Origin of the sequence: Bartonella sp. CL100XZDX, assembly GCF_042195375.1 — a bacterium.
Lineage (GTDB): Bacteria > Pseudomonadota > Alphaproteobacteria > Rhizobiales > Rhizobiaceae > Bartonella.
Genome location: NZ_JBHIOH010000045.1, coordinates 179,777 through 205,985 on the forward strand (window position 1 = coordinate 179,777; position 26,209 = coordinate 205,985).

The following is a 26,209-nucleotide window of genomic DNA, read 5'->3' on the forward strand; positions in this document are numbered from 1 at the left end:
CGCCTTTATTATTTTCCTCAGTGATCGGTCTTTAAGATTAAATGTGTGTGTCCTCTCTCCAGCACACCAAGACCACAAAGACTAGAATTTTATCCATGATATCCTCACATTGTAATGATTCATGAAAAGCATTTTTATTCCTCTATCGAAAGCCTTGTATCCATACATTGGTCTCGCCTATAATGTGCAAGTAAATAATTTTTTGATGTTGAATAGAGACTTTGAAATTAAAGAATATTTCTATATTTTGGATTCTTATTCAAGTTGAAAATGATCAATTCTCTTCATAAATTAATGGTGTTTTATCTAAAAATTATTTGATACAGTGCACCACTTGTACGAAAAGTGCTTCAATGAATTCTTATTTCATTGCACTTATAGCTTTTAAAATCTCATCATTTTTAATCATCAGTGGTGTCTCCCATTCTTTGCTTCTTCTTAAGAAAGAGCTCTTCCATGGGATCGGACGGTCAATCGCCTAAGCTTATTTTTTCCACTTTTATCATATTAATCATTCTGTTGTCCAAAATCAGAATATCTACGGCGCTACTACGTTACTCCTATATAACTACGTGCTTGTTTTACACAGATATCTTTCAATAATTGCCAAAACTCTTATGAAGAGTATACACTCTCCATGAATGGTATAAAATACTTTATGCTATCCATTGTTACTGAAATAGAAGGTACAAAGCGGCACCATCATACTCTTTTTCAGTTTTCAATGCGACGATAATGTTTGCATTAAGAGGATTCATAAAAGATATTTCACGCCTTTTTGAAAGTACTCTTATCTGCACACCACCTCCGTTTATGACATATTAACAAACGATTTCAATTGATCTAATATGAATAGGACTAAAATGAGAAATCCTCATGATATTTAGGTTTTTCACTCATGTTGTGAAACAATAAATTATCATTATAAATCAATATATTGCTTTAATAAAAGATAAAGCATAAAATTTTATATTATGCTTTCTTTGGCTAGCAAGTTTTATTAACCTTAAAGTCAAGGAACACTATTTTTGTGTAATGCGTACCATGGTCTTTTGGGAAAGCATTTTGTGTAAATATGTCATAAAGGCGGCTGCAAAAAGCGGTGTTGCTAAATTAAGAATTGGAATCGAAACAAAAAGCGCTATCAATAATCCTGCACCAAAAACCGTTGTGTAATGAGTATGTAAAAAAGCACGTGCATCTTGCTCTGTTCGAAAACGATAAGCAGCAAACAAAAAATATTCATGACCGAGCAAATAACCATTAATAAGATAAAAAGCAATTAAATTAATACCTGGTATGAAGAATAAAATAAAAGCAATTCCATTACCAAGAAGGCTTAAAATAACAAATTTAAAGGAAATGATAAGAGAACGCCGAAACGGCAAAGCTTGTCCAATAGGCTCGTTTGGGTAATCCTCTTTTTCAATAATTTCAGCAGCAGAGTCAATGAAAAAACCACCAATCATAGCTGCGATTGGTGCAATCAAAAAAGCCAACAAAAGAGCCAAACCAAGATTAAAAATGATAAGCATGCTAAAACCAATCCATCCTGCCCAACTAGGGAGTCCAGGAAGAAATTGTGCAATCCAGGGCCAAAAGTAAGACACAAAAAGTTGGTGCACACATAACCATAAAATGGTGAGAGTGAAAAAAGTAACCCCCAATGCTTTCAGTATCATAATACGATATTGCGAGGTCAAAAGACGTTGTAAAGCACGATAAGCAGCAGTAAAAATCATAGATTAATAAACTAAGGAAAGACGCAAAAAAAACAAGAAATATATTTAAAGAATGTACTGTATAATTTTTTCTTTCTTTGAACTACAAGATTTTTTCAAGAACATTATAAAAAACGGCTAGGGCTTCTTTGTTTAAAATAAAGTTTTAATGAATAGAAATTTTGAATTTTAAAAACCAAGAAGAATTTAAAAAGCAGCTGTTGTAGAAGAAATTTTTAATATTTTTGTACAGAGTGTAGATTATTGCATTTGTATGATATATCTAAAAAATTAAGGAATAAGAACTAGTTGGGAGGAAAGTTGTTTACTTTTATTTATTCAGTAGAGTTGTTTAACTTCGTTTAGCTACGTGCTTAATTGTTTTGCGCAATTCCTAATACTCTGTACTTTTCTACTATTTGGCGGCATGCTTTTTCCTCTTGTTTTTATTCAAAACAATATTGAGTTCAATGGAATCGGAGTATTTTGAGCGTATTCTATTTTAATTGTAAAAGCATGCGCTTTAAAGAAACCTTTTGAAAAAAACCTTGCTCTGATGTTAGCGTTTCGCTAATATAGCGTTGTCGTATTCATTATCTTTAATGGATTATTTTAGCCTTGTTAGCGCCTTATACTATAAGGTTTCTTTTCTTCAAAACTGTTGATACGAATGATTAATTGGATATTCATTTTTATTAAAAAATAAGGCGTTTGTTAACCACACAAGGAGTGAATTTTAATACCAAAGTAAAAAATAAAAAAATGTAAGTTCTTAAAACTTATGAGAAATTTATTATAGGAAATACTCTTCATGATGCATATGATTGTTATGATATGGGAAAAATTAAAAATTAAAAAACAAGCTATACGTACACTGATAAAAGTATTAAATAGACTCCTTTGTTCAACCGGTAAAGCAAATGTGACTGCTTAAGTTCTATATTCTTTCAAATCATGCAAAAGATGCACAATATTTAAAGGAAGGTTATAAAGATGAACTGGATTACAAATTATGTTCGTCCTAAAATTAACTCTATATTGGGGCGCCGTGAAATTCCAGAAAATCTATGGATTAAAGATCCTACCAGTGGTGAAATGATCTTCCATAAAGATCTGGAAGCTAATCAATTTGTAGCTCCCAATTCTGGCCATCATATGCGTATCAGTGCTAAAAATCGTCTCATGCATTTTTTTGATGATGGTGTTTATACAACTCTTGAAAATCCAAAAGTTGTAACAGATCCTTTAAAATTTCGTGACGAAAAACGCTATATTGACCGGTTAAAAGATTATCGTTCTAAACTTGGTGTTGATGACAATATTTTAAGTGCACGTGGTACGATTGAAGGCTTACCAATTATTGCAATCGTTCAAGATTTTGCCTTTATGGGTGGATCACTCGGTATGGCTTCAGGAGAAGCTATTATCAAAGCTTTTGATACTGCTATTGCTGAAAGGCGCCCGCTGGTTCTTTTTGCTGCTTCTGGTGGTGCACGCATGCAAGAAGGAACACTCTCGTTGATGCAAATGCCTCGTACAACAGTAGCGATTGAAATGTTGAAAGAAGCAAAACTTCCCTATATTGTTGTGCTGACCAATCCAACCACCGGTGGTGTTACTGCTTCTTACGCCATGCTTGGTGATATTCACATTGCCGAACCTGGCGCTATGATTGGTTTTGCTGGTCCACGTGTAATTCAACAAACTATACGCGAAACCCTACCAGAAGGTTTTCAAAGTAGTGAGTATCTGCTTGAACATGGTATGATTGATATGGTTGTATCGCGTTTAGACATGAAAACAACCATTGCACGTCTTTTACGCTTGATAATGAAACGCCCTGCTGTTTTTAACCCTTCCGATCCATCCCCAACAGACTCTCAAACATCGCTTTCTACAACAAAAGCAGCTTAAATTTATGCAACAAAGCCAAATACAAAGGGTGGTGGATGATTTACTAAAAAATTATCCGAAAAAATTTGATCTTTCTTTAGAGCGTATTGTTCACCTTTTAGAGCGTCTTGGTAATCCACATTTAAAACTTGCACCTGTTATTCACATCGCTGGAACAAATGGCAAAGGATCTGCCTCAGCAATTTGCCGTGCTCTTTTGGAAAGTGCAGGCTACCGCGTTCATGTCTATAGCTCACCTCATCTCGTCAACTGGAATGAACGCTGCCGGTTAGGTCAAAAAGGAGGTGGTCAACTTGTTACAGAAAACCAATTAGCTGAGACAATCCATGAAATTATAAAAGTAAATCGTCAAGAGCCGATTACTATTTTTGAAATTTTTACAGCCGCTGCCTTTATGCTGTTTAGTATACATCCAGCTGATGTTGTCATTTTAGAAGTTGGATTGGGAGGACATTTTGATGCTACCAATGTCGTTAACAAACCAGCTGTATCACTTATTATGCCCATTGATTATGATCATGAGATCTTTCTTGGAAAGACAATTGCTCAAATCGCTTTTCAAAAAGGAGGGATTATCAAACCAAACGTTCCTGTAGTCATTGGAAAGCAAAATTATGAAGAAACTCTTGCTACTCTAATACCCCTTGCTAATAAAAATAAAGCATCTTATTCTCTATTTGATCAAGATTATCAAAGTTATAAAGAACATGGACGTATGGTTTTTCAAAACAATCAAGGTCTCATGGATCTTCCCCTTCCTAACCTTATTGGAGACCACCAAGTTGCTAATGCTGGCGCGTCTCTTGAAGCAGTCTTTCAAGCAGGTTTTCAACTTTCAGAACAAGCCATAAATGATGCTTTGAAAAATATTTATTGGCCCGCACGAATGCAACATCTTACCCAGGGACATTTGGTTGATCAACTGTCTCCTAATATCGATTTATGGTTAGATGGTGGTCATAATCCTGCTGCTGGAAAAGTTATTGGAGCAGAACTTGCACAATGGAGAAAAAAAACAGATCGTCCTATTATTATGATTGCTGGCATGCTCAATACCAAAGATGCTGTCGGTTATTTTCGTTCCTTAGCAAACCTTGTCGATAAAGTATATACGATACCGCTGATTAACAATAATGCAAGTATCTCTCCAATAAACTTAGCTGAATCAGCGCAAAAAGCAGGAATCCTTGCTACTCCACAAGCTCATCTACAAGATGCTTTGCATAAGATTAAGGTGGAATATAAAGAGGCAATTGTCCTTATTGGTGGTTCCCTTTATCTTGCGGGCGATATTTTGCGTGACAATAAAACACCTCCGTGCTAAAAATTAGCCATTTTTAAAACTTTGAAAGATAGACTTTTTCATCATGCAACTTGATTGTGCACTTTATCAACATCCTAAACTTATTACTGTTTTTGGCGGATCTGGTTTTGTAGGACGACATGTCGTTGAAACTTTGACTAAGCGGGGGTATCGCGTTCGTATCGCTGTTCGTTGTCCACAAAAAGCTTATTACATGCTTCAAATAGGAGAAGTAGGACAAACCCAAATGCTTAAAACAGATATCAAGCATCGTGCTTCTGTTGCACGCGCATTGCTTGGAGCTGATGCAGCAGTGTTTTTGCCTGGTAGCTTAAAACAAGCAAATCAATCGAATTTTAAAAAAACACAAATTGATGGTGTTTACAATGTTGCTGAATTAACAGCAGAAACTGGTATTCCGCTAATCTATATGTCAACACTTGTGGCTAACGAGAATGCTTCATGTCTTTATGCACGTGTTAAGTTTATAGGTGAACAAATCATTCATAACAAGCATCCTCAAGCAATTATTATCCGTCCATCCGTTATCTTTGGACCAGAGGACTGTTTCTTTAACACCTTGGCAGATTTGTCACGTTTTTTACCAATTATGCCTCTTTTGGGAGGTGGGCAAAGCAAATTGCAACCCGTGTATGTTGGTGATGTTGCTGAGTTTATCGCGCGCGCTTTAGATGGACAAGTTTCTTGGGGAAAAAATTATGATCTTGGTGGTCCCCAGATTATCACCTTCCAAAATACTCTTGAAAATATACTCAAAATTATTCACCGTAAAAAAACAATCCTATCCATGCCCCTTTCTGCTGGTCTATTGATTGGAGGAATTTTGGGAACAGTCGGTAAATTGCCTTTTGTACCAACACTCGTAACAGCCAATCAGATACGTTTTTTGCAAATGGATAACATTGTTTCTAAAGAAGCTATAGAGAATGGATATACTCTAGAAGGTGTGGGAATTACCCCCAGAGCAATGGCAGCATTCTTGCCAAGTTATCTTTGGCGATTTCGTCCACATGGTCAATTTTCCCAAAACCTATTCGTTTAGAATAAATTCTTCTAAAACTGAGTTAATTATTTGATTTATAATTCATCGCTCGTTGTTAGCAGTTTTAAAATCAGAGTGTTCAATAGAGTGATGTTTTTACATTTTAAATACTCTATTCAGTATCACAAAAAATGTTTAATCGTATATCTATAATCTTTTGATAAAAATCTTTGAAAACAAGAGAAAAGCACTTCTTATAAACTGTCTTTATCCAAGAGCAGATGCAACATTGGAATCCTAAAGAACCGATTCTGAATTGCCTATTCATAAACATGATAGCCTATGGCTTTGCATTATATTATTTTGCTAAAAAGCTTAATAATGAGATTAAAGTAATACTTCCTTTTTCAACAACCGCATAAGTGAGTAGAATATGGGTATACTACTTTCGATATTATCCCATAAAAAATCGATATAAAAACTGTGAAGCAATGCACCATTTTTATTATTTAAAAGGTATTCCCTCTAGAGATTTTTAAAAGCTTTAAAGTTACGTGAAAAGGATAGAGTTTTGTTTATATAATAAGACTTATCATGAAGATCTCTTATTCTGTTAGTAACATCACTACTCAGATCCGTAAATGCATATTTGTTGCACAAATTTATGGAGATTTTAAAAGAGCTTTTTCACATAGAGAAGTCCTCTTCTTGTCTTGCATTTTTTTTTAATTTCTCCTACCGTCTTGGAAAAACTTATTTTAAAGGAATGAAGAATGGCAGCTCAAGATTTTGTTGTCAAAGATATTGCACTTGCCGCTTATGGTCGTAAAGAACTTAATATTGCTGAAACTGAAATGCCTGGTTTGATGGCTTGTCGTAAGGAGTTTTCTTCCAGCCAACCTTTGCGCGGAGCGCGTATTTCTGGCTCATTGCACATGACAATTCAAACAGCTGTTTTAATTGAAACATTAAAAGCGATTGGCGCCGATATACGGTGGAGCTCTAGCAATATTTTTTCTACGCAAGACCATGCAGCAGCAGCTATCGCCGCAACTGGCATTCCTGTATTTGCCGTTAAGGGTGAAACATTGGAAGAATATTGGACTTATATAGATGCAATCTTCCAATGGCCAGATGGTAATCCTTCCAATCTTATTTTAGATGATGGAGCTGACGCCACAAACTATATTTTAATGGGAAGTCGTGCAGAACAAAATAAAGATATTTTATCGCATCCCAAAACAGAAGAAGAAGAAATTTTTTTCAAACAAATACAAAAGCGTATGTATGCAACGCCAGGTTTTTTTACACGACAGCGTGCAGCAATTAAAGGTGTAAGCGAAGAAACCACAACAGGTGTAAACCGTCTTTATCAGTTACAAAAAGAAGGACTTCTACCTTTTCCTGCTATTAATGTTAATGATAGCGTCACTAAATCAAAGTTTGATAATAAATATGGATGTAAAGAATCATTGGTCGATGGTATTCGACGTGGAACAGACGTGATGATCGCCGGTAAAACTGCCATTGTCTGTGGTTATGGTGATGTAGGTAAAGGTTCAGCAGCATCTCTTTCTGGTGCTGGGGCTCGTGTTAAAGTAACAGAAATTGATCCCATTTGCGCTCTTCAAGCCGCTATGGATGGCTATGAAGTTGTTAATTTGGATGATGCTGCTTCCAGTGCTGATATTATCATCACGACAACAGGCAATAAAGATGTTGTTCGTTTAGACCATATGCGACAAGTAAAGGATATGTGTATTCTTGGAAATATTGGTCATTTTGATAACGAAATCCAAGTCGCTGCCCTTAGAAATTTGCCATGGACAAATATAAAACCACAAGTTGATATGATCACCTTTCCCGATGGAAAACGCATCATTTTGCTCTCTGAAGGGCGTTTGTTAAACCTCGGGAATGCGACTGGGCATCCTTCTTTTGTCATGTCAGCCTCGTTTACTAATCAAGTTTTAGCGCAAATTGAACTTTTTACCCGTGCAGAACACTATACAAATGAAGTCACTGTTTTGCCTAAACATCTTGATGAAAAAGTCGCACGTCTACATCTTGATCGGTTAGGAATAAAATTAAGTGTTTTATCAGAAGAACAAGCCGCCTATATTGGAGTCTCACCACAAGGACCTTATAAACCAAACCATTACCGTTACTAATACGTTTCCTTGGGTTAAAAAAGGGAAAGATGCCGTGCTCAGCTTTGGTGACTATAACCCCAAAGAAAAAGCTCAAAAAGAGATCCGAATCTATACGTATATATTTTGCCTTTTTTTCTTTTTTTCTCCAACATGCGCTGTTGCTCAGTCATTGGAAGGTTATTTACCATTTTTCTTCACTTTTCCAAATAGTCCATGGCTGCTTTTAGCGCTGTGTGGAGGAATTTCTTGTGCTTCCCTTCTCTCGTGCATAGCTGTTACCGTGCGTGCAAAAAAAACTGCACAGAAGCCTTTGAAGATACTTCAGGCAAATTTTTCTGAAAAACTTAAATATTATGAATGGCTTCTGAAAGAAACCGAGCAATTCCTTCTTATTTGGGAAAATCCAACAACCTTACCCCGTGTTGTTGGTGCTCTTTCTGCATTGCAAAAAATAGGAATCGATCAGAAAGATTTTCAGCGTTTTGAGCTCTGGGTTGAAGAAAATTCTCTGCGAGAACTTGATTATGCATTGACTCAACTACGTTGTAAATGTCACCCTTTTGATCTTTCTATCACCACCACAAACAATGTACTGCTACAAGTTACAGGAGTCATCGCAGGAACAGTCGCTATTGCTCGTTTTCAAGATATCTCAAAACAACAGAGTGAAAATGCTCGTTTAGAGAAAGATATAGCCCGCCTTCTTACTGAACTGAGAATGCAGCGTAATCTTCTTGATCTTATTCAAGAGCCCGTATGGATAAAAGATTGTGAAGGAAAAGTTTGTTTTATCAATCGCGCCTTTAGAGAAATGACAGACTTTCCTGAAGACAGTGATGACGTGGGGGATCTTTTCAATGAAAATACACAACGCAAAACAGATGAAACAGAAACAATTTTTCAAGAACATGTTCATACGGTTATTGGTGGAGAACGGCACCGTTTTCATCTCACACGTATTACAACAGCTGAAGGAATGGCAGCTTTTGCACGTGATGACAGCGCATATGAAAATCTTGCTCATGAATTAAGATATGTTCTTCAAAGCCATTGTGAAACACTTGACCAAATTTCAACAGCTGTAGCCATTTTTGATACAAACCAAAAATTAAAATTCTGTAATCATGCTTTCAAAATTTTATGGCCGTTGGAGAGTTCTTTTTTAGAAAGTGAACCAAGCCATACATTGTTTCTTGAACGTTTACGTGAAAAGGGGCTCATTGCTGAACACCCTGATTGGCGCGCATGGAAAGAAGAACTTTTAAAAGCCTATTGGCAAACAGAATCAAACCAACAAATTTGGAATCTTCCAGATGGGCGTACGGTGCGGGTTGTCTCGAACCCTCATCCACAAGGAGGTGTCACTTGGCTGTACGAAAACCTTACAGAAAAAATTGATCTTGAGCGCCGTTATAATACACTTATTAAAATACAAGGTGAAACACTTGATAAACTTTCTGAAGGCGTGGTCGTTTTTGGTACTGATGGACGCCTTCGCTTATCGAATCCTGCCTTGTCGAAATTGTGGTCTCTTCCTTATAATTTACTGGTAGAAGGAACCCATATTACACAGTTACAAAGCCATTGTTCAGCCTTAACCTTGGGGACAGAATGGGATCAGTTTACCAAGTTCATTACCGGTTTTGCTGAAAAACGTGAAACATTTTCAGGTCGTATAGATCTTAAAAATGATATGATTATTGACTATACTTTGGTCCCTCTTCCTAATGGACAAACGATGCTTACTTTTGTGAATGTTACGGACACTGTTCATGTTGCGCGTGCTCTTCAAGAAAAAAATGAAGCATTAGAAAGTGCTGATCGTTTGCGTAATGAATTTGTCCAACATGTTTCTTATGAATTGCGCACACCTCTCACAAATATTATTGGATTTTCCGATATTTTACGTGATCAAATTTTCGGCTCTATCAATGAACGTCAACAAGAATATCTTGAACACATTCATTCAGAATCAGGAACTCTTTTAAATATTGTTAACGATATTCTTGATCTTGCTACCCTTGATGCAGGCATTATGGAGTTGGACATAAAATCGGTTAACATTGCCGATGCTATGATACAAGCAGTAGCACGCGTAGAAGATCGCCTTAATGGACGTCATATTACGCTTTTACAACAAATTTCCCCTTCCTTAAATTCTATTTCTGCTGATGAAAAACGCTTGCATCAAATTTTTGTGAATGTACTGAGCAATGCTATTAATTTTGCAACGGAGGCGAGTACTATTGAATTTTGCGTCGATGAACAAGATGATAACATTGTCTTTAGCGTTCACAATCAGGGCTCTGACATCCCAGACGACGTCCTTGATCGTATTTTTAAACGTTTTTCTTCCCATTCACACCATGGTGGGCGTGCGGGAGCGGGTCTTGGCCTTTCCCTTGTGAAAAGTTTCGTTGAACTACACGGTGGACATGTTGAAATTCTTACCGGTTCTGGAAAAGGAACAACAGTTAAATGTTTTTTCCCACTCTCCAAAGGAGATAAGATTTTTTAATTTTGACTTTTATGATAACAAAAATTTTTCATCCATTTCATGGAACTTTTAATGAATTTTAGTTTTTTTCTTGAAAATGAAGAGGCAACAAAGCTTTTTGCACAAAATTTAGCTCTTTCTTTAAAGCCAGGAGATCTTGTAACGCTGCAAGGGGATCTTGGAACTGGAAAGTCAACCATTGCACGTACAATCATCCAAACACTTGCAAACGATAACACTATGGATGTTCCAAGCCCTACTTTTACTCTTGTGCAAAGCTATCAACTTCCAAAGTTTGAAATTATTCATGCTGATCTTTATCGCCTTTCTATGGCAGAAGAAATTGATGAATTAGGGCTTCATGAAGCTCGTGAGAAAAATATTTTACTTGTTGAATGGCCAGAAAGAAATACAGCTCTTTTAGAGCTTGCCACTTTTGCACTCACCTTACACTATAAAGAACATGGGCGTCATGTAACAGTTAAATCAGCACAACATTCCATTGAATGTTTGCAACAGTCTTTTACAATTCGTACATTTTAAAAAACATAGATATAATCATGGGCATCATCATTTTTTTAGTTGGTAATATCTCAGGATATACCTATGAAATTTGAGATGATGAACAACATAAAGAAGGCTTCATGGAGGCACCGACCATGGAAGATGAAACGAAGTGCTGACTCTTTCATATAACAATGACATAAATTGCAAAGGACAGCCGTTAATTTATAGGAATTCATCAATTTATTTTAGAGAATCTGATACCTACAATTTTGATTCTAGAGAATAGTATAAGAGAATTTTAAATTGAAGTGGTAACCCTTTAGAAGAGCATTCTATAACCTGTAGTGAATTGCTTGTTTTTTTCTGCTTAAAAATTGTGAGCTTCAGAAAAGTAATTTGGAAAGTTTTTGCTTAAAATCTCCTTTTATGTGTTGAAAGCACTATCTATCTCAATAGTCTTATCTAAGAAAAAATACCTTTATGAAATTATCATTCACCCAATATTTTTTAACACGCATATAAGGAAAGAATTGCCTATATTCTTCATACAAAGCAATTTTTTATAAAAATGGTCAATTGAATCATGCATAAAAGCACGAATTCTTAAATTCATTTAAAATTTTGATTTTTATTGTCTTTTCATTATAATATAATGCAAAAAAGAATATTTTAAAAAAGTCAAAAGGAGAGACAAAACTTCTCTCCTTTATAGTGATTATATGTGGAATTAACTAAGCCCATCTTTTATCCATTCAGAAAGACGTCCTTTAGAGGTAGCGCCAACCATATTCGATGAAATATTTCCATTTTTAAACATTAATAATGTAGGGATAGAACGTACTCCGTATTGGGTAGCCAGTTCCGGATTTTCATCAATATTTACCTTAGCAATTTTAACTTGATTTTGCATTTCTATTGAAATTTCATCCAAAATTGGAGCAATCACTTTGCAAGGGCCACACCATTCTGCCCAAAAATCAACCACAACAGGGGTGGAAGAGGTTAGAACTTCACTTTCGAAATTGTCCTTATCAACTTTTATACACGTCATTGATTTATCCTTTATATTCACTTTTTATAGATTGGTATAATAACAATTCATATCAAGTTATTGCAAAGATAAATTATTAAAGGACTTTTTTACACTAGAGATTGTGCATTGTGTTTGTTTGGGCGATTTTATGAAAGTAAATAAAGTATAAAGATGATTTGCAAGGAAAAGAGTAGCTTATAAAGCAACTTCACTAAGAAATGCCTCAAGTTTTTCTGGAGAAAGTTTAAAAATTTTGGCTTCTTTACTGTAGATAAGCAGAGCCTGGATATCTTTATCGGGATGAATAGCTTGCAATAATTTTCGGTAAAGAGCCATTTGCAACCAGTGATGGGAAGCAATAGCAGCTTCATTTTCTGGTGGGGTTCCTGTTTTAAAATCGGCAAAGATAATGCTGTTTTGCGTGATGTAAAGACGGTCAATTTGACCAGAAATTGCTTGTTCTTTTCCACGAATTTTCACAATACCCATTAAGGAGACCTCAGCACGTGAATGCTCAGAGAAAAGGGGCTTGAGGTAAACATGATCTAATATTTTCCAAACATGGCGAAGAGCATCTTCTCTTTGGCTTTCATCCCAATGAGAGGCTTTGATATTGAGATAGTTTCGAGCATAATCTCGACGTTTTTGTGGGGGACAATCGGGCAAGTATTGTAACAATCGGTGAACGAGATTACCATATTCAATGGAAAAAGCCCTGTTGGTATTTTTTTCTCCCAAAACAGGCGAGACGCTATGATATTTTGAATTAGAAGAAATATCGGTATCAGCCTCAATGGAAAGACTAGCAACAGAGGGTCTCAACGGTTTTGGTAGCACTGGTTCTTCTGGTATTTTATGGGAGAAAAAAGCAGGTAAAGGTGATAAGGTTTGACATTCAGCGCAAGGAACTTTTGAGTTTATAGAAGCAGAAGAAGCAGGTGTAATGCAATAACGCAAAGCTGCAATATCTTCCGAAGAATCTTTTATAGCAAGGGCATGCGGTTCGAGGGCTTTTTTTACGAGTTGTAACCATGTATGAGATGGCGTTTTCGGGCCTTTATATCCACAAATAAACAAGCGATCTTCAGCACGTGTCATTCCTACATAAAGAAGACGCCTATATTCTTCTTCTGCACGCTCTTTTAAATATGAAATTGCTTGTTTAGAGAGTTTTGTATCAAACTTTTCATTGGGATGCCAAATAAAGGCTTGTTTTCCATTCCATTGTGCATTGTTTAAAGGAACTTTAAGCAAGTGAGGCGCATGCTGAGGATGCCAAATCGCACTGCCAGGATCGACTAAAAACACAACAGCAGCCTCTAGTCCTTTTGCAGCATGAACAGTCATAATGCGAATTTCTTCATTACTTTGTTCAAATTCACGTTTAATTTCTGGTTCGCTTGCACTTAATGTTTCTAAAAAAGCTTGTAATCCTGGTAATCCTGTTTTTTGAATAGTGAGCGTATAATCCATAAAAGCATCGAGCACATCATTTGCTTCAGATCCTAAACGAGACAGAATTTTTTGTCTTCCCTTATCATTATTCAAAATATGGCTATAAAACTCGAAAACCGGTATTTTATCCACTAAAGCGCGATAATGGTTTAGCTTTTCAAAAGCATCTTTAAAAGATGCCTGCGATGATGCGTGCGCACACAGACTTTGCCAAAGAGAGCCGGTGCGGTGTGCTGCAAGCTGATAGAGTTCCTCTTCACTAAGAGCAAAAAGTGGGCTTTTTAAAACACAAGCAAGAGAAAGATCATCTTGTGGCTGTAAAACAAAACGTGCAAGCGCCATTAAATCACGGATACTAATATGTTTGGTAAGCTGTAAACGATCAGCCCCTGCTACGGGAATATTACGGTGTTTAAGAGCACGGGAGAGAGCTGAGACAAATTGATCACGTTTACGGACCAAGATCATAATATCACTTGCACGTATTAAGCGTCCTTTTGCTGGAAGCATTTCGCCTTTTTGTAACCAGTCGGCAATCGTTTCAGCAATTTTTTCTGCTAAACGGACTTCAGGTGTATCTAAATGATTAACAGTTGTATGCCAATCTTGAGGAAAGTCACTCGTTTTTTTGGAAATGGCATCCCATATAACAACTTCACCGGGACTATGAACACGAATAGCTTCATGCACCGTTTTTGTATTTTCTGCCGAAAGTCCTTTATAGTTTTCTGGTGTTTCAAAAACAAGATCAACACTTTTAAGAACATCTGCTGTAGAGCGAAAAGAATAATGCAGTTGTATTTTTTCAAATTGCTGATTTGTTTGCTGCACTTTTTTTTGAATAATTCGTCCATTTGCAGCAAAATTTTCTGGAGCAGCGCCTTGAAAAGAATAAATAGATTGCTTTTCATCTCCAACAGCAAAAAGAGTGCGTATGTTTGTTCGTTGGCTATACCCTGAAAAAAATTCCTGTGCCAACAGTTGAATAATTTGCCATTGCTCAGGGTTGGTGTCTTGTGCTTCATCAAGTAGAATATGATCAAGTCCCTGATCAAGTTTATAGTGCACCCATTGGCTTGCACCTTTGCGCTGTAACAAATGAAGTGTACGCTCAATAAGATCATCAAAGTCTAAGAAGCCATTGGACTTTTTTAGATTCTTATAAATTTTGAGATAAATAGCACAGAGCTGAAAAGCAGCCATATTGAGAGTGGCAACCTTTGCGCATTGATATTTTTCTAAAAGAACAGAAAGCTTGTTTTGTTTATCTTCAAGCATTTGTTGAATAAAAGGCCAAATTTCGTCTGATTTTTTACGAGATAAATTTGAAAAATTACGCGGCTCACCTTTGATTGTAAAATAAATATCAGAAATAATATTAAGAATATTTTTCTCATCATGCACCTTTTCTAATTGGGAAAGTTTTTCCACCATATCCTTAAAGCTTTGACTACCATTGATTTCACAATGCTTAAGAGCATAAAGAGGAAGGCGCGCTGTTTGTTTAATTTGTTCCAGCAGATATTGATTTGTTTCATTGGGCGCTAAGTTAAAAAGCGCGCGCAATTTTTCTTCTCCATTTTCAGATAAAAGAGAAGATAAAAAATCAGACAATTTATGTTGCTTTTCAACTGCTTCATAGAGCAATTGGTTAAAAGTATGTTCGCTAATAACTTGAAGTAACTGTTGCAAAGCAGGTTGTACATCACGACGGGCTAAAAGTTGACGACGGGATTCTTGTCGTAATTTTTTTCGACCGATATCATCGGGAAGTTCAAAATGCCCTGCAATATTGGCTTCTAACATAAATTGATGTAAGAGAGCTTCACAAAAAGCATGAATCGTTTGAATTTTTAAGCCACCAGGCGTTTCGAGAGCACGCGCGAAGAGTTGTCGTGCATAAGTTAGTTTTTGCGCATTAACAGGCTTTTTTTCAAACCGTGTTAAGGTTTCTTGCAGCTGTGCATCATCGAGCTCATTCCAACTGGAAAGCGTGCGAAAAATTCGTGATTGCATAACAGCAGCAGCAGCTCTTGTATAAGTAAGGCATAAAATACGTGCTGGAGGCGTACCGTTTAAAAGCAAACGGATAACACGTTCACTTAAAACGTGGGTTTTTCCAGATCCAGCATTTGCAGAAACCCACACGTTTTTTTGGGGATGTGTTGCTGTTGCTTGTGCATCAAGAGCGGCTTCAGGAATAGAAAAAAACGTCATGATTACTCTTCTTTATGAAAACCACTTGACCATTCCCACAACCGAGCCAAATGGTCGTAGTCACCTTCATATCGTTTTGACATGGGGACAGCATGTGAGAGATAACCTTGTTGCGGATTTTGATAATAAGTTATGAGTGCGATAAGATTTTCCCATGCATTGTCAGCAAGATCAACAGCACTTAGATGAGTTTTTCCGTCTTTTTTCTTTAAAAGAATTGATTGGGATTTAATTTCACCTTTTTTGTTAAGAGGAATGTAAAATAAATTTGAGGGGGTAAAATCTTGAAAATCTGGAAAGCCCCCTTGTATGAGTAAAGCTGTTTCTAAAGCCAATTGCGGAAATAATAATTCACGAACTTGTTTTGATGAAGGAGGGGTTCCGGTTTTGAAATCTAGAATTTCAACCGTTTTATCTGGCAAAACATCAAGACGATCAGCACGTCCTGAAAGGGTTACTCCTGTTGTTCCTATAGGAATTTTTTGTGATACCACTTCCGAATATCGCTCTCGCAGTCCTAAACTTTGTTCCCATTGAATAAAGCGTGGAGCAAGGTTTTCAAAACTATTCCACCAAATTACTTCAATATCGGGTGGAAAATTGAATTTATCAAACTCTTTACGCCCAATAGCAAGTAGTACATTGAGTGCATTTGCAGCATTTGGATTTTTCATTTGTGTGCAAAAAGCTGCAAGAATAGCGTGATAAAGTGTTCCTCGTTCTGAAGCGCTAGGATCATGAATAAGTTCTTTAAGTGGTTTGAGCCTTAAGATTTTTTTAGCATAAATAGCATAGGGATCATATCGCAATGTTTCTATTTCAGTAACTGAAAAATGACGCGGGCGTATATAAAGAGGCGGAGCAGGGCAAGGACGTTCCACCTCAGAAGTTATGCTTGTATGATCAAGCATCTTTGCCCAATGGCGTAGTATTTCACCTCGTTCACGGATTTGTTCCCAAACCTGTTTTACTACAACTGTTTCCATGCGTTGTAGCCAACGTGAAGGAATGGAAGGCGTATGATTAACGCGCAATGCGCGACTCATCACCACTTTATCCATTCCCATCGCCCATTGAAAATCATGCGCAGAAAGACCAATACGCTGCTCTGGTGGTTCCAGAGTTAACATCATTTTCATCGGTCGCGATAAAAAAGCATCATTTCGGGTTGATATCGGCCATGACCCTTCATTAAGACCGCCGATGACCACTGTATCAACCGTTTGCAAACGCGATTCCAAAGTACCCCAGATGAATAAACGTGGATGTCCTCCAGGCGAAGGTGCGACGGAACGGGTTGCTATTATGGCAGAAAACATAGCAGGCCATTCACAAAGATGAAATGTTAATCCTGATTGATCACTGACCAATTCACGCAAAAAATTTGATAAGGCTTGTCCTGCTTCATGTTGATAAAGATGTGCAAGAGAATTATCCTCATTGCGACCAAAATTTTCAAAAACCTCAACAGTTGCTATTGCAGCCTCATTGATGGTGCATTCTTTCTCTTGTTTCATAAGAGATGTTAAAGGTTCAACAGCTTTTTTCAAAAGATGACAAAGGAGACGTGCTTCTTCACATTTCTGCTGATCAAGGGTGTTCACTTCAGAACTATTATGAAAGGATGTATCAATCCATTTTTCGAGAAATTGATCACACTCGCAAAGATTGATGCGCCCTGTATTCCCTCGAAGAACAAAAAGTTCAAAATTTTCTGCCATTTCCCGTAAACGATGACGGTTTTGTTGGAGTGTTGTAAGGGGATGTTTAAGAAGAGAAAGAAAAGCAATGGGATCATCAGCTTGCAATACATTTTCTAAAATAAGTCGTAAGAGAGTTACAGGCAATGTTTGTGCAAGTGGTATTCCGCCTGAATCATTTGCTTCAATTCCAAATCGCTGTAATTCCACAGCAACACGGCGTGCTAAATTACGGTCATTTGTAATAAGGGCTGCAGTTTTTTGAGGTTCTTCAATAGCTTTGCGTAAGGTAACAGCTATCGCAAGAGCTTCTTCACGTTCATTTATAGCTTCAATAAATGACCAATCTGCACAAAGATTTTCATAATCATCACGGACAATTTGTACCCATTTATCTGTTGTAGAAGCTGGTCGGAGTGCTTCTGATAAAAGAGCCATTCGTTTTTTCTTTATGCTACTCTGTTGGCCAATTTCGCAAACATGATGACGTTGACACTCCATGAGAGTTAGAAGTTTTTTTAAATGATATTGAGGATGGCTAAAAACATTTTCTGCAGGATCAAAAAAATCACAAGCTGTTTTTTCTTTATTGCTTGTGCTTAGTGCATTCCATTGTTCTTCATCCATATGAAGATCAAGACCAGGAAGAACAACAGCCCCTTTGGGCAGAGAAGCTATAACCTTTAAAAGATGAGAAACTGCGGGCATAGAACCTGACACACCAGCTGCAATGATCGGTTTATCAGGCAGCATGCATCGTAAAGTCTCTGCATGCATTGTGAGTACTTGATTACGCCATTCAGCGGGATTACTTCGTTGTTTTTCTTTCAAGATTTTTGGCCAATTTTGCGTAACAATAGTCAAGAAATCGAGCGTTATTTGCCACCATTCAGCGACCATATCAGGTGCAATATTTTTAAGTTCTGACCAATCTGCTCCTTCTGCTTCAATTTCGTCCATCAAATGTGCTAAATCTTGCGCAAGCCAAATCGCATCAGCACTATGAGCCGGAATAAGTACATCTTCTGTACCAAACATGGCACGCAGATGCGCAGGCAAATTTTCACGCCATGGACGGATAAGGCGCGCTAAAAGTAAAAGACGTTCGCTTTCTCCAATAGGTGGATCGAGAGCGCTGGTATGATTTTCAACAAAAAGAAAACTGTCTTCATCGACATCTCCTAGAGCACGAATGGTTGGCAAAAATGTTGATTGTGTATCACTTCTTTCAACAAAGGCTAAACGCAAAGCGCGAGCAGCACGACGTGTCGGAACATAAATAAGGCTATCGGCAAGGGCTGTTTGAATGTCTCCACTTGAAGCGAAATTATCAATAAGGCTACCAGAAAGTAGTGCATCAACAAAGTGAGGCAAAAAAGCAGTTCCCGGAGAAATAGAAAAGACATGCGGTTTATAGGTCATATGATCTCATATTTGGGATAACAAATTTCAGCTTATTGATTATTTGTATTATTTTGACTGTATACAATATTTATACAAGGAAAAACTGAAAAGCTATGTTTATAAAGCAGATTTTTTAGTTTAGATTTAAAAAATATCGAAATAAATTATATGTCTTAAGTCATCGCGAAAAAATATATAAAATTTTTCTGATATTTTTCAACGTAGAATTGGCTACAGTTTATTCTCTAACTCAAATAGGTAATATAAAAATAAATATTAAAGTTTTAAAAGGTTCTAGAGGTACCAGTGCGCTGTAACTCTTTGAATAATAAATAAATTTACCGTATTTTTTATACAGTTCAATCTAAAAATATCCTTTACATACTCCATCACTTTCAGAAAAAAATAGATATCATGATATTGCAAAACTTAAAAAATCAGTTTCATAAATAATATTTTAGAATCCCATAAAAAGCTTGGAAAAAAATAATAATATTTCCATATTTCACAGCGAAAACAGATTACTTTGAGGGAGAGAGTTTTGCGAAAGTTTATCGTGCAAGCCTCTATCTTGCTAGAATTACATCCCTTATGCAAAATAGAATGCCCAAAAATATCATTATGTTGCAATTTTATATGTTTGTTTTTAAAGGGACATTTTTCATTGTACTTGATCTTACCTCGTCATGTCATCCCGTAAATAATATAAATGAATAGTATAACGTAAACTTCCGTGAATGGGATGAGATACATCACACACCACCATCATTACATCATAACGCTATAACCACCATCATCATTTTTACCCTCACCCAATATTTTGAAAGCTCTTGGCTATAGAGAAGATCTATAAGAGCTATTGTATTTCTTGCTTCAAGTGTTTTACGCACACACCAATTCTACTTATGATTTTTAAACAAATGATTTTGATTGTTTCCATATAAAAAACGATAAATTATAATTATAAATCAAATTATTGTACAAAATATTTTTATTTATTTTAAGAGCGTACTTGATAATCTTTAAAAGCAGAAAATTTTATTTTAGGAGCTCTTTCTGCCTCATAATTCAATGAAAAATGGTTCTCCGCTAAAAAAACTGGATCACCTTCTAAATCATACGCAATAGCAGAGCGGTGATTGCTGAGAAACTTTTGCAACTCATCTTTGCTCTGCGCTGAAATCCAACGGCATAAATTAAAGCGCGCAGACTCAAAATTCACTGGCAAAGAATATTCTATTTTTAATCGTTCTTTTAAGACATCAATTTGCAAAGCACCAATAACACCAATGAGAGAAGGCGACCCATCATCAGGAATAAACAATTGTACAACCCCTTCTTCAGCCATTTGTTGCAAAGCTTCTTTGAGCTTTTTTGCTTTCATCGGATCACCCAAACTAACACGACGCAAAATCTCTGGTGCAAAATTTGGTACTCCCTTAAAGAGGATATCTTCTCCTTCAGTCAAAGTATCGCCGATACGCAATGTTCCATGATTAGGGATCCCTACGATATCACCAGCATAGGCTTGATCAGCAATTTGGCGTGAACGCGCAAAGAAAAATTGTGGAGCCGAAAGTGTCATCGGTTTTCCTGTTCGAACCAACTTTGTTTTCATACCACGTTCAAGTGTTCCCGAACATACCCGAAAAAATGCAATACGATCACGATGATTAGGGTCCATATTCGCTTGAATTTTAAAAACAAATCCCGTCATTTTAGGTTCCATGGCTATGACATTGCGCTGATCTGCACTTTGATCACGAGGACTTTGACCAAAATCAATAAGCGCATTGATCAAATCACGAACACCAAAATTTCGCAAAGCTGAACCAAAATAAACCGGTGTCATATGACCTTCACGGAAAGCTTGCAGATCAAAATTCTTGCAAACACTTTGAGCAAGTTCTACCCCTTCAATAAAAGTTGAATGTTGATATTCAGGGAGTAAATGGACAACCTCTCTGGGATTTGAAACTATCTGCTGTATTATCTCATCATCTTTTTGACGAAAACGATTATGATGAAGGTCATAGGTACCAACAAAATCTTTACCCGACCCAATTGGCCATGTTATAGGCGCGGTATCAAGAGCAAGCTTTTCTTCAATTTCATCTAAAAGCTCTATAGGATCACGTGCCTCACGATCCATTTTATTGATAAACGTAACAATAGGAATATCCCGCATCCGACATACTTCAAACAATTTCAGTGTTCTTGGCTCAATTCCGCGTGCCCCATCCAATACCATGATAGCACTATCAACAGCTGTGAGAGTGCGATACGTATCATCCGCAAAGTCCTCATGTCCTGGAGTATCTAGGAGATTAAAAATATGATTTTCATATTCAAACGTCATCACCGAAGTCACAACGGAAATACCACGATCACGCTCAATATTCATCCAATCAGAACGGGTTTGAATACGATCTTTTTTGGCTTTTACTTCTCCTGCAAGTTGAATAGCACCACCAAACAATAAAAGCTTTTCTGTTAATGTTGTTTTCCCCGCATCTGGGTGAGCAATAATTGCAAATGTACGGCGTCGCTTTACTTCCTGCACTCTCTTTTCCATTATTCCTCCGTCGGCCGTGCAAGTGTTTCAGCAATCAGTGCACGCATTTCATTAATCCCATAAAGCGCTATAAATGATCCCCATCGTGGACCTCGCTCTTGTCCCAGAAGGACTTCATACAACATTTGAAAAAAAACATTGGAAACACCAGGCCCACCTTCAGGGCTTTTTTTGCTATGATCTTGATAACGTTCCGTTAATCGTGCAACATCAAGAAGCATATTTTGTAATATGTTGCCATCAACAGTTTCAGGTAAATGAGCTAATTTTTCATCAATTTGTGCTAATGTTTCTCGTTCGCTATCATCTGGTATACGAAATTTCTTGTTTGGTTTAACAAAAACATCAAAATATTTAATAGCAAACTTCACCAATTGATCAAGTTCTGGATAAGTTTGTGCATTTGCTCCTTTAGCGTAACGAGAAATAAAACCCCAAAGAACTTCTGCATTCTCCGCATTTGAAGCACTTACCAAATTTAGGAGCATCGCAAAGGATACAGGCAAATCAACCTGCGGCGGACAACCATTATGAATATGCCATACAGGATTATTCAGACGCTCTTTCCATTCTTGGCGACCATAGGCTGAAAGATGCGCATAGTATTCATCAACCGCTTTAGGAATGACATCAAAATAAAGCCTTTTTGCTGTTTTAGGCTTTGAAAACATATAAAGCCCTAAACTCTCTGTTGGAGCATAAGTAAGCCATTCATCAATGGTTAAGCCATTTCCCTTGGATTTGGAAATTTTCTGCCCTTTCTCATCTAAAAAGAGCTCATAGTTGAATCCTTCTGGGGGTTTTCCACCTAATACTTTACAAATTTTAGAAGAAAGATTTGTGGAATCGATAAGGTCTTTTCCGGCCATTTCATAATCAATGCTAAGTGCTGTCCAACGCATTGCCCAATCTACCTTCCACTGACACTTAACTTTGCCCCCCGTAACCTCTGTTTCTATGGTTTCTCCTGTTTCTGGCTCAATATAAGTGACTGTACCTTTTTCAACATTACGCGCAATCATCGGTACCTGTAATACTTTTCCAGAAAAGGGAGAAATCGGTAGAAAGAGTGAATAGGTCGCTTGCCGTTCTTCACCTAATGTTGGTAAAATAATTGCCATAACCTTGTCATAACAGGCAAGGATTTTCAAAAGTGTTTCATCAAAACGACCAGAATTGTAATAATCCGTAGCACTTGCAAATTCATAATCAAAACCAAAACGATCAAGGAAAGCCCGTAACCGCGCATTATTCGCTGCCCCAAAAGAAGGATAATCATCTCCAAAAGGGTCGGGTACACGACTCAACGGTTGACCAAGATAATGTTCCATCCTTTCGCGATCAGGCACATTCTCAGGAACCTTGCGCAAACCATCCATATCATCAGAAAAACAAAGTAATTTTGTTTTTACTTTATTCTCCGTGAGAATATGAAATGCATGACGCACCATGGTTGTACGTGCAACTTCCCCAAAAGTTCCAATATGCGGTAAACCAGAAGGGCCATAACCTGTTTCAAATATCACATTGTCTGGATAACCCGTTTTTTCATACCGTTTGATAATCTTACGTGCTTCTTCAAATGGCCAAGTTCTCGATTGAGAAGCTGCATCTTTTAATTCAGGCGTAAGGTTGAGGGTATCACACTGATCACGCATCATTATTTATCCTAAAAATTACACTCTTTCAAAATAGGGTGTATGGTTCTTGAATTTATTCGTCAATAATAGCAAGCAAAAAGATGAAAATTTCTTTATACTCTTAAGTCACAATACAAAAACCGCCCTCGTTATAAACATGTTTTGTTCTGATAAAAATCAAAAACATTCAATATTATAAAGCAAAATTGACTTGTTTTGATTATCGAAGCCTTCATTGCTATTATTATCATGGGTTTTGCTTATTATATTTATTAGCGCAGAAGATAAGCTTCTAGTATTGAACGAAAGAACGGTAAAAACCAACAGAAAAATGCTTAAACTAGGCATTTCATACAAAAGCACTAATCCATATTACACTTGTCACCGTAATTTTCTATTTCTTTTCTTTATCACCTTGATGACGCATTGCTAATGTACGCAAACGTAGAGCATTTAATTTAATAAAACCAGTTGCATCTCTTTGATCATAAACACCTTGATCATCCTCGAAAGTTACCAACTCACTAGAATAAAGTGATTTTTTACTTTGGCGCCCTTCAATAATTACATTCCCCTTATAAAGCTTTAACGTGACTTCACCTTCAACATGTTCTTGAGATAAATCAATAGCTGCCTGCAACATCTTACGTTCCGGCGAAAACCAAAATCCATAATAAATGAGTTCTGCATAACGTGGCATCAATTCATCTTTCAAATGAGCTGCACCACGATCTAGTGTTAAAGATTCTATCGCTCTGTGAGCCGTCAAAAGAATGGTTCCACCTGGTGTTTCATAAATACCCCGCGATTTCATACCCACAAAGCGATTTTCTACCAAATCTAACCGACCAATACCATTATCGCGCCCATAATGATTTAATTCTGCAAGTAAAGTTGCAGGAGATAAATTTTTTCCATTGATTGAAACAGCATCGCCTTTTTTAAAGCCAAGAGTAATTCTGGTTGCTTGATCTGGAGCATCTTCCGGCGAAAGAGTACGCATATGGACATATTCAGGAGCAGGAAGTGCTGGATCTTCTAAAATCTTTCCTTCTGATGAAGAATGCAATAAATTTGCATCCACTGAAAAAGGCGCTTCACCTTGCTTATCCTTTTCTACAGGAATTTGATGAATACGAGCAAATTCAAAGAGATCTGTCCGACTCTTAAAATCCCAATCACGCCATGGAGCAATAATCTTTATATCAGGATTAAGCGCATAAGCGGAAAGCTCAAAGCGTACCTGATCATTGCCTTTTCCTGTTGCCCCATGAGCAATGGCATCAGCCCCTGTTTCCTTAGCAATTTCAATAAGGCGTTTTGAAATAAGTGGACGTGCAATTGATGTTCCTAAAAGATAAGTCCCCTCATAAATGGTATTGGCTCGAAACATCGGAAAAACAAAATCACGCACAAATTCTTCACGCAAATCTTCAATATAAATTTCTTTAACACCTAGCATTTCAGCTTTACGACGAGCAAGTTCCAGCTCTTCCCCCTGCCCCAAATCTGCTGTAAAAGTTACAACTTCAACGCCTAGCGTACTTTGCAACCATTTAAGAATAATTGACGTATCCAATCCACCTGAATAAGCCAAAACAACTTTTCTAATATTTTGCCACTTTTTCATTTTAACGTTCTATATGAGCTACTTTTTTATTTCTACCCAAAAATCAAAACGATACAAGAAATATAAAAATAAATTCTTTTTAAGCAACATTAAAAAGACGTAAAAAGCGTAAATAAAGGTGCCTCAAAGTATAAATAGTGAACACTGCTTAAAAATAAAAGGAGATTTACGTGTCATTTCTACCGGAGTGGTCTATTGTTGTACAATTTGCTTTAGCATCGTTGATTTTAGCACTTATTCCAGGACCAGATATGATGCTTTCTGTAGGACGAACCATTACACAAAGCAAAAAAGCTGGAATTATGTGCGCCTTGGGTAGTGCAACAGGGTTTGCCATTCAGGTTACCGCTGTAGCACTTGGCTTATCAGCGCTTATTTTTGCTGCACCACATACTTTTGTTCTTCTGAAAATTATTGGCGCCTTTTATCTTTTATGGTTTTCCTTTCAAGCGTTACGGAGAAACCCCACTTTTTCCTTTGAACAGACATCTTCTAAATCTCAAAGCGCTAAACGTAACTATCTTGCTGGTATTGGAATTAATCTTCTCAATCCTAAAGTTATACTCTTTAACGCGACATTCTTACCACAATTTATCAATGCGAATGATCCTATGGCAACACAAAAATTGCTCTTTTTAGGACTCTCTTATATTCCTATTTCTTTCCCCATTACAATTGCAATCGTTTTTACAGCGCATAAACTTACCAAAACTCTCAAAAAGAACCCTCTTTATATTCGCTTTCTCGACTGGCTTATTGCTGGTACTTTTACCAGCTTTGCCCTCCATCTCCTTATCGTTACAAAACATTGATTTATATGTGTAATGTATCGCTTTTAATTTAAATAAAAAAACAAATATTATAAGATTTTTTCATTTCAAACCCGTTTATGTTGAATAAAATAATACCTTTCCTTTGTACATCACAAGCGAAGCTGGAGTTTTCGTATGGATAAAAACTGTCTAAGAAAAGAATAAAAATACCTCTTATGAACCATCTTAAGTGCCAAAAGCTGTTTACAACATTGGGAGCTAAAAAATAGAATGGTGGTATCAACTTACACCTTTATTAAACATAAAGGTGTAGGAGTATAGTACATTTCACAGAGCCTTTTTGTTATACTCTTCACAGGCATTGTCGTGATATAAAGAGTGCACTCAGAGATACCTAAAAAACATATCAATGGACAACACAATGGTATTTATATTTTAGATCCTCTGTTGTGCTTGTGAAGCGTGATCTTATTAAAGAACGTAATAAACAAAAGCATGAGGCAGTGCACCATCTCCACTTTTTAAAAGACATAAAACCGAATTAAAGAGTATGATAATAAGGTAGAAATTAGTTACAATCCTTAAGACCTCATATTCCCTCTAAATTAGGCTTCCTTCTTATTTCAGAGATTATGCAAACAGACTATAGACAATATCTTACCCCATTTAGCATATAAAAGCTGA

15 protein-coding genes are annotated in these 26,209 nt (G+C 36.8%); 8 read left to right on the plus strand and 7 right to left on the minus strand.

Translation table 11 applies throughout. The annotated features are described in order from the left end of the window. Positions 1 to 1,022 precede the first annotated feature (1,022 nt). On the minus strand, positions 1,023 to 1,742 hold the full coding sequence (locus ACFILU_RS04725) for a sulfate transporter family protein (RefSeq protein ID WP_375659791.1): 720 nt from the start codon (positions 1,740 to 1,742) through the stop codon (positions 1,023 to 1,025). Positions 1,743 to 2,714: 972 nt separating this feature from the next. Between ACFILU_RS04725 and accD the strand changes: the two genes are divergently transcribed. The 6 genes from accD (at position 2,715) to tsaE (ending at position 11,134) form a co-directional block, all read left to right on the plus strand. Next, positions 2,715 to 3,635 carry an acetyl-CoA carboxylase, carboxyltransferase subunit beta gene (accD, locus tag ACFILU_RS04730; RefSeq protein WP_375659792.1) on the plus strand — a complete coding sequence of 307 codons (921 nt, stop codon included), beginning with the start codon at positions 2,715 to 2,717 and terminating at the stop codon, positions 3,633 to 3,635. Positions 3,636 to 3,639: 4 nt separating this feature from the next. Then, positions 3,640 to 4,959: a folylpolyglutamate synthase/dihydrofolate synthase family protein gene (locus ACFILU_RS04735; protein WP_273790205.1), complete on the plus strand. Its 1,320-nt coding sequence runs from the start codon at positions 3,640 to 3,642 to the stop codon at positions 4,957 to 4,959. A 43-nt stretch (positions 4,960 to 5,002) separates the two neighbouring features. Then, complete coding sequence (locus tag ACFILU_RS04740) at positions 5,003 to 6,001, plus strand: complex I NDUFA9 subunit family protein (RefSeq protein ID WP_375674951.1); 999 nt, start codon at positions 5,003 to 5,005, stop codon at positions 5,999 to 6,001. A 713-nt stretch (positions 6,002 to 6,714) separates the two neighbouring features. After that, entirely contained in the window at positions 6,715 to 8,112 is a 1,398-nt protein-coding gene (ahcY, locus tag ACFILU_RS04745) for an adenosylhomocysteinase (protein WP_375674952.1), read from the plus strand. Positions 8,113 to 8,146: 34 nt separating this feature from the next. Next, positions 8,147 to 10,612 (plus strand): PAS-domain containing protein, encoded by a 2,466-nt coding sequence (locus tag ACFILU_RS04750; protein ID WP_375674953.1) that lies wholly within the window; start codon positions 8,147 to 8,149, stop codon positions 10,610 to 10,612. 51 nt (positions 10,613 to 10,663) lie between these two features. Further along, positions 10,664 to 11,134, plus strand: coding sequence for a tRNA (adenosine(37)-N6)-threonylcarbamoyltransferase complex ATPase subunit type 1 TsaE (gene tsaE, locus ACFILU_RS04755; protein WP_273790201.1), 471 nt, complete (start codon positions 10,664 to 10,666; stop codon positions 11,132 to 11,134). A gap of 691 nt (positions 11,135 to 11,825) precedes the next feature. Here tsaE and trxA read toward each other — a convergent pair. The 3 genes from trxA to addB all read right to left on the minus strand — a co-directional run bounded on the left by trxA (position 11,826) and on the right by addB (position 18,925). Continuing rightward, positions 11,826 to 12,149, minus strand: a complete 324-nt coding sequence (trxA, locus tag ACFILU_RS04760; protein ID WP_375611361.1) for a thioredoxin — start codon at positions 12,147 to 12,149, stop codon at positions 11,826 to 11,828. 177 nt (positions 12,150 to 12,326) lie between these two features. After that, entirely contained in the window at positions 12,327 to 15,803 is a 3,477-nt protein-coding gene (gene addA, locus ACFILU_RS04765; protein ID WP_375674955.1) for a double-strand break repair helicase AddA, read from the minus strand. 2 nt (positions 15,804 to 15,805) lie between these two features. After that, complete coding sequence (gene addB / locus ACFILU_RS04770; protein ID WP_375674956.1) at positions 15,806 to 18,925, minus strand: double-strand break repair protein AddB; 3,120 nt, start codon at positions 18,923 to 18,925, stop codon at positions 15,806 to 15,808. 318 nt (positions 18,926 to 19,243) lie between these two features. Between addB and ACFILU_RS04775 the strand changes: the two genes are divergently transcribed. After that, entirely contained in the window at positions 19,244 to 19,360 is a 117-nt protein-coding gene (locus ACFILU_RS04775; protein WP_375645451.1) for a type II toxin-antitoxin system RelE/ParE family toxin, read from the plus strand. Positions 19,361 to 19,907: 547 nt separating this feature from the next. Here ACFILU_RS04775 and ACFILU_RS04780 read toward each other — a convergent pair. From ACFILU_RS04780 to ACFILU_RS04790, 3 genes are all read right to left on the minus strand, one after another. Further along, the gene (locus ACFILU_RS04780) at positions 19,908 to 21,482 is read right to left on the minus strand and encodes a peptide chain release factor 3 (protein WP_375674958.1); all 1,575 of its coding nucleotides are present in this window, start codon (positions 21,480 to 21,482) and stop codon (positions 19,908 to 19,910) included. Beyond that, a complete protein-coding gene (locus ACFILU_RS04785; RefSeq protein WP_375657981.1) occupies positions 21,482 to 23,143 on the minus strand; it encodes a lysine--tRNA ligase in 1,662 nt (553 codons plus the stop codon). The genes ACFILU_RS04780 and ACFILU_RS04785 overlap by 1 nt, the downstream gene beginning before the upstream one ends. Before the next feature lie 373 nt (positions 23,144 to 23,516). Then, complete coding sequence (locus tag ACFILU_RS04790) at positions 23,517 to 24,752, minus strand: argininosuccinate synthase (RefSeq protein WP_375630607.1); 1,236 nt, start codon at positions 24,750 to 24,752, stop codon at positions 23,517 to 23,519. A 170-nt stretch (positions 24,753 to 24,922) separates the two neighbouring features. Between ACFILU_RS04790 and ACFILU_RS04795 the strand changes: the two genes are divergently transcribed. Further along, positions 24,923 to 25,564 (plus strand): LysE family translocator, encoded by a 642-nt coding sequence (locus ACFILU_RS04795; protein WP_375674959.1) that lies wholly within the window; start codon positions 24,923 to 24,925, stop codon positions 25,562 to 25,564. Positions 25,565 to 26,209 lie beyond the last annotated feature (645 nt).

Coding starts and splice junctions, on each gene's coding strand:
- ACFILU_RS04725 (WP_375659791.1), bottom strand. CDS start 1,742: ATGATTTTTACTGCTGCTTATCGTGCTTTACAACGTCTTTTGACCTCG.
- accD (WP_375659792.1), top strand. CDS start 2,715: ATGAACTGGATTACAAATTATGTTCGTCCTAAAATTAACTCTATATTG.
- ACFILU_RS04735 (WP_273790205.1), top strand. CDS start 3,640: ATGCAACAAAGCCAAATACAAAGGGTGGTGGATGATTTACTAAAAAAT.
- ACFILU_RS04740 (WP_375674951.1), top strand. CDS start 5,003: ATGCAACTTGATTGTGCACTTTATCAACATCCTAAACTTATTACTGTT.
- ahcY (WP_375674952.1), top strand. CDS start 6,715: ATGGCAGCTCAAGATTTTGTTGTCAAAGATATTGCACTTGCCGCTTAT.
- tsaE (WP_273790201.1), top strand. CDS start 10,664: ATGAATTTTAGTTTTTTTCTTGAAAATGAAGAGGCAACAAAGCTTTTT.
- trxA (WP_375611361.1), bottom strand. CDS start 12,149: ATGACGTGTATAAAAGTTGATAAGGACAATTTCGAAAGTGAAGTTCTA.
- addA (WP_375674955.1), bottom strand. CDS start 15,803: ATGACGTTTTTTTCTATTCCTGAAGCCGCTCTTGATGCACAAGCAACA.
- addB (WP_375674956.1), bottom strand. CDS start 18,925: ATGACCTATAAACCGCATGTCTTTTCTATTTCTCCGGGAACTGCTTTT.
- ACFILU_RS04780 (WP_375674958.1), bottom strand. CDS start 21,482: ATGGAAAAGAGAGTGCAGGAAGTAAAGCGACGCCGTACATTTGCAATT.
- ACFILU_RS04785 (WP_375657981.1), bottom strand. CDS start 23,143: ATGATGCGTGATCAGTGTGATACCCTCAACCTTACGCCTGAATTAAAA.
- ACFILU_RS04790 (WP_375630607.1), bottom strand. CDS start 24,752: ATGAAAAAGTGGCAAAATATTAGAAAAGTTGTTTTGGCTTATTCAGGT.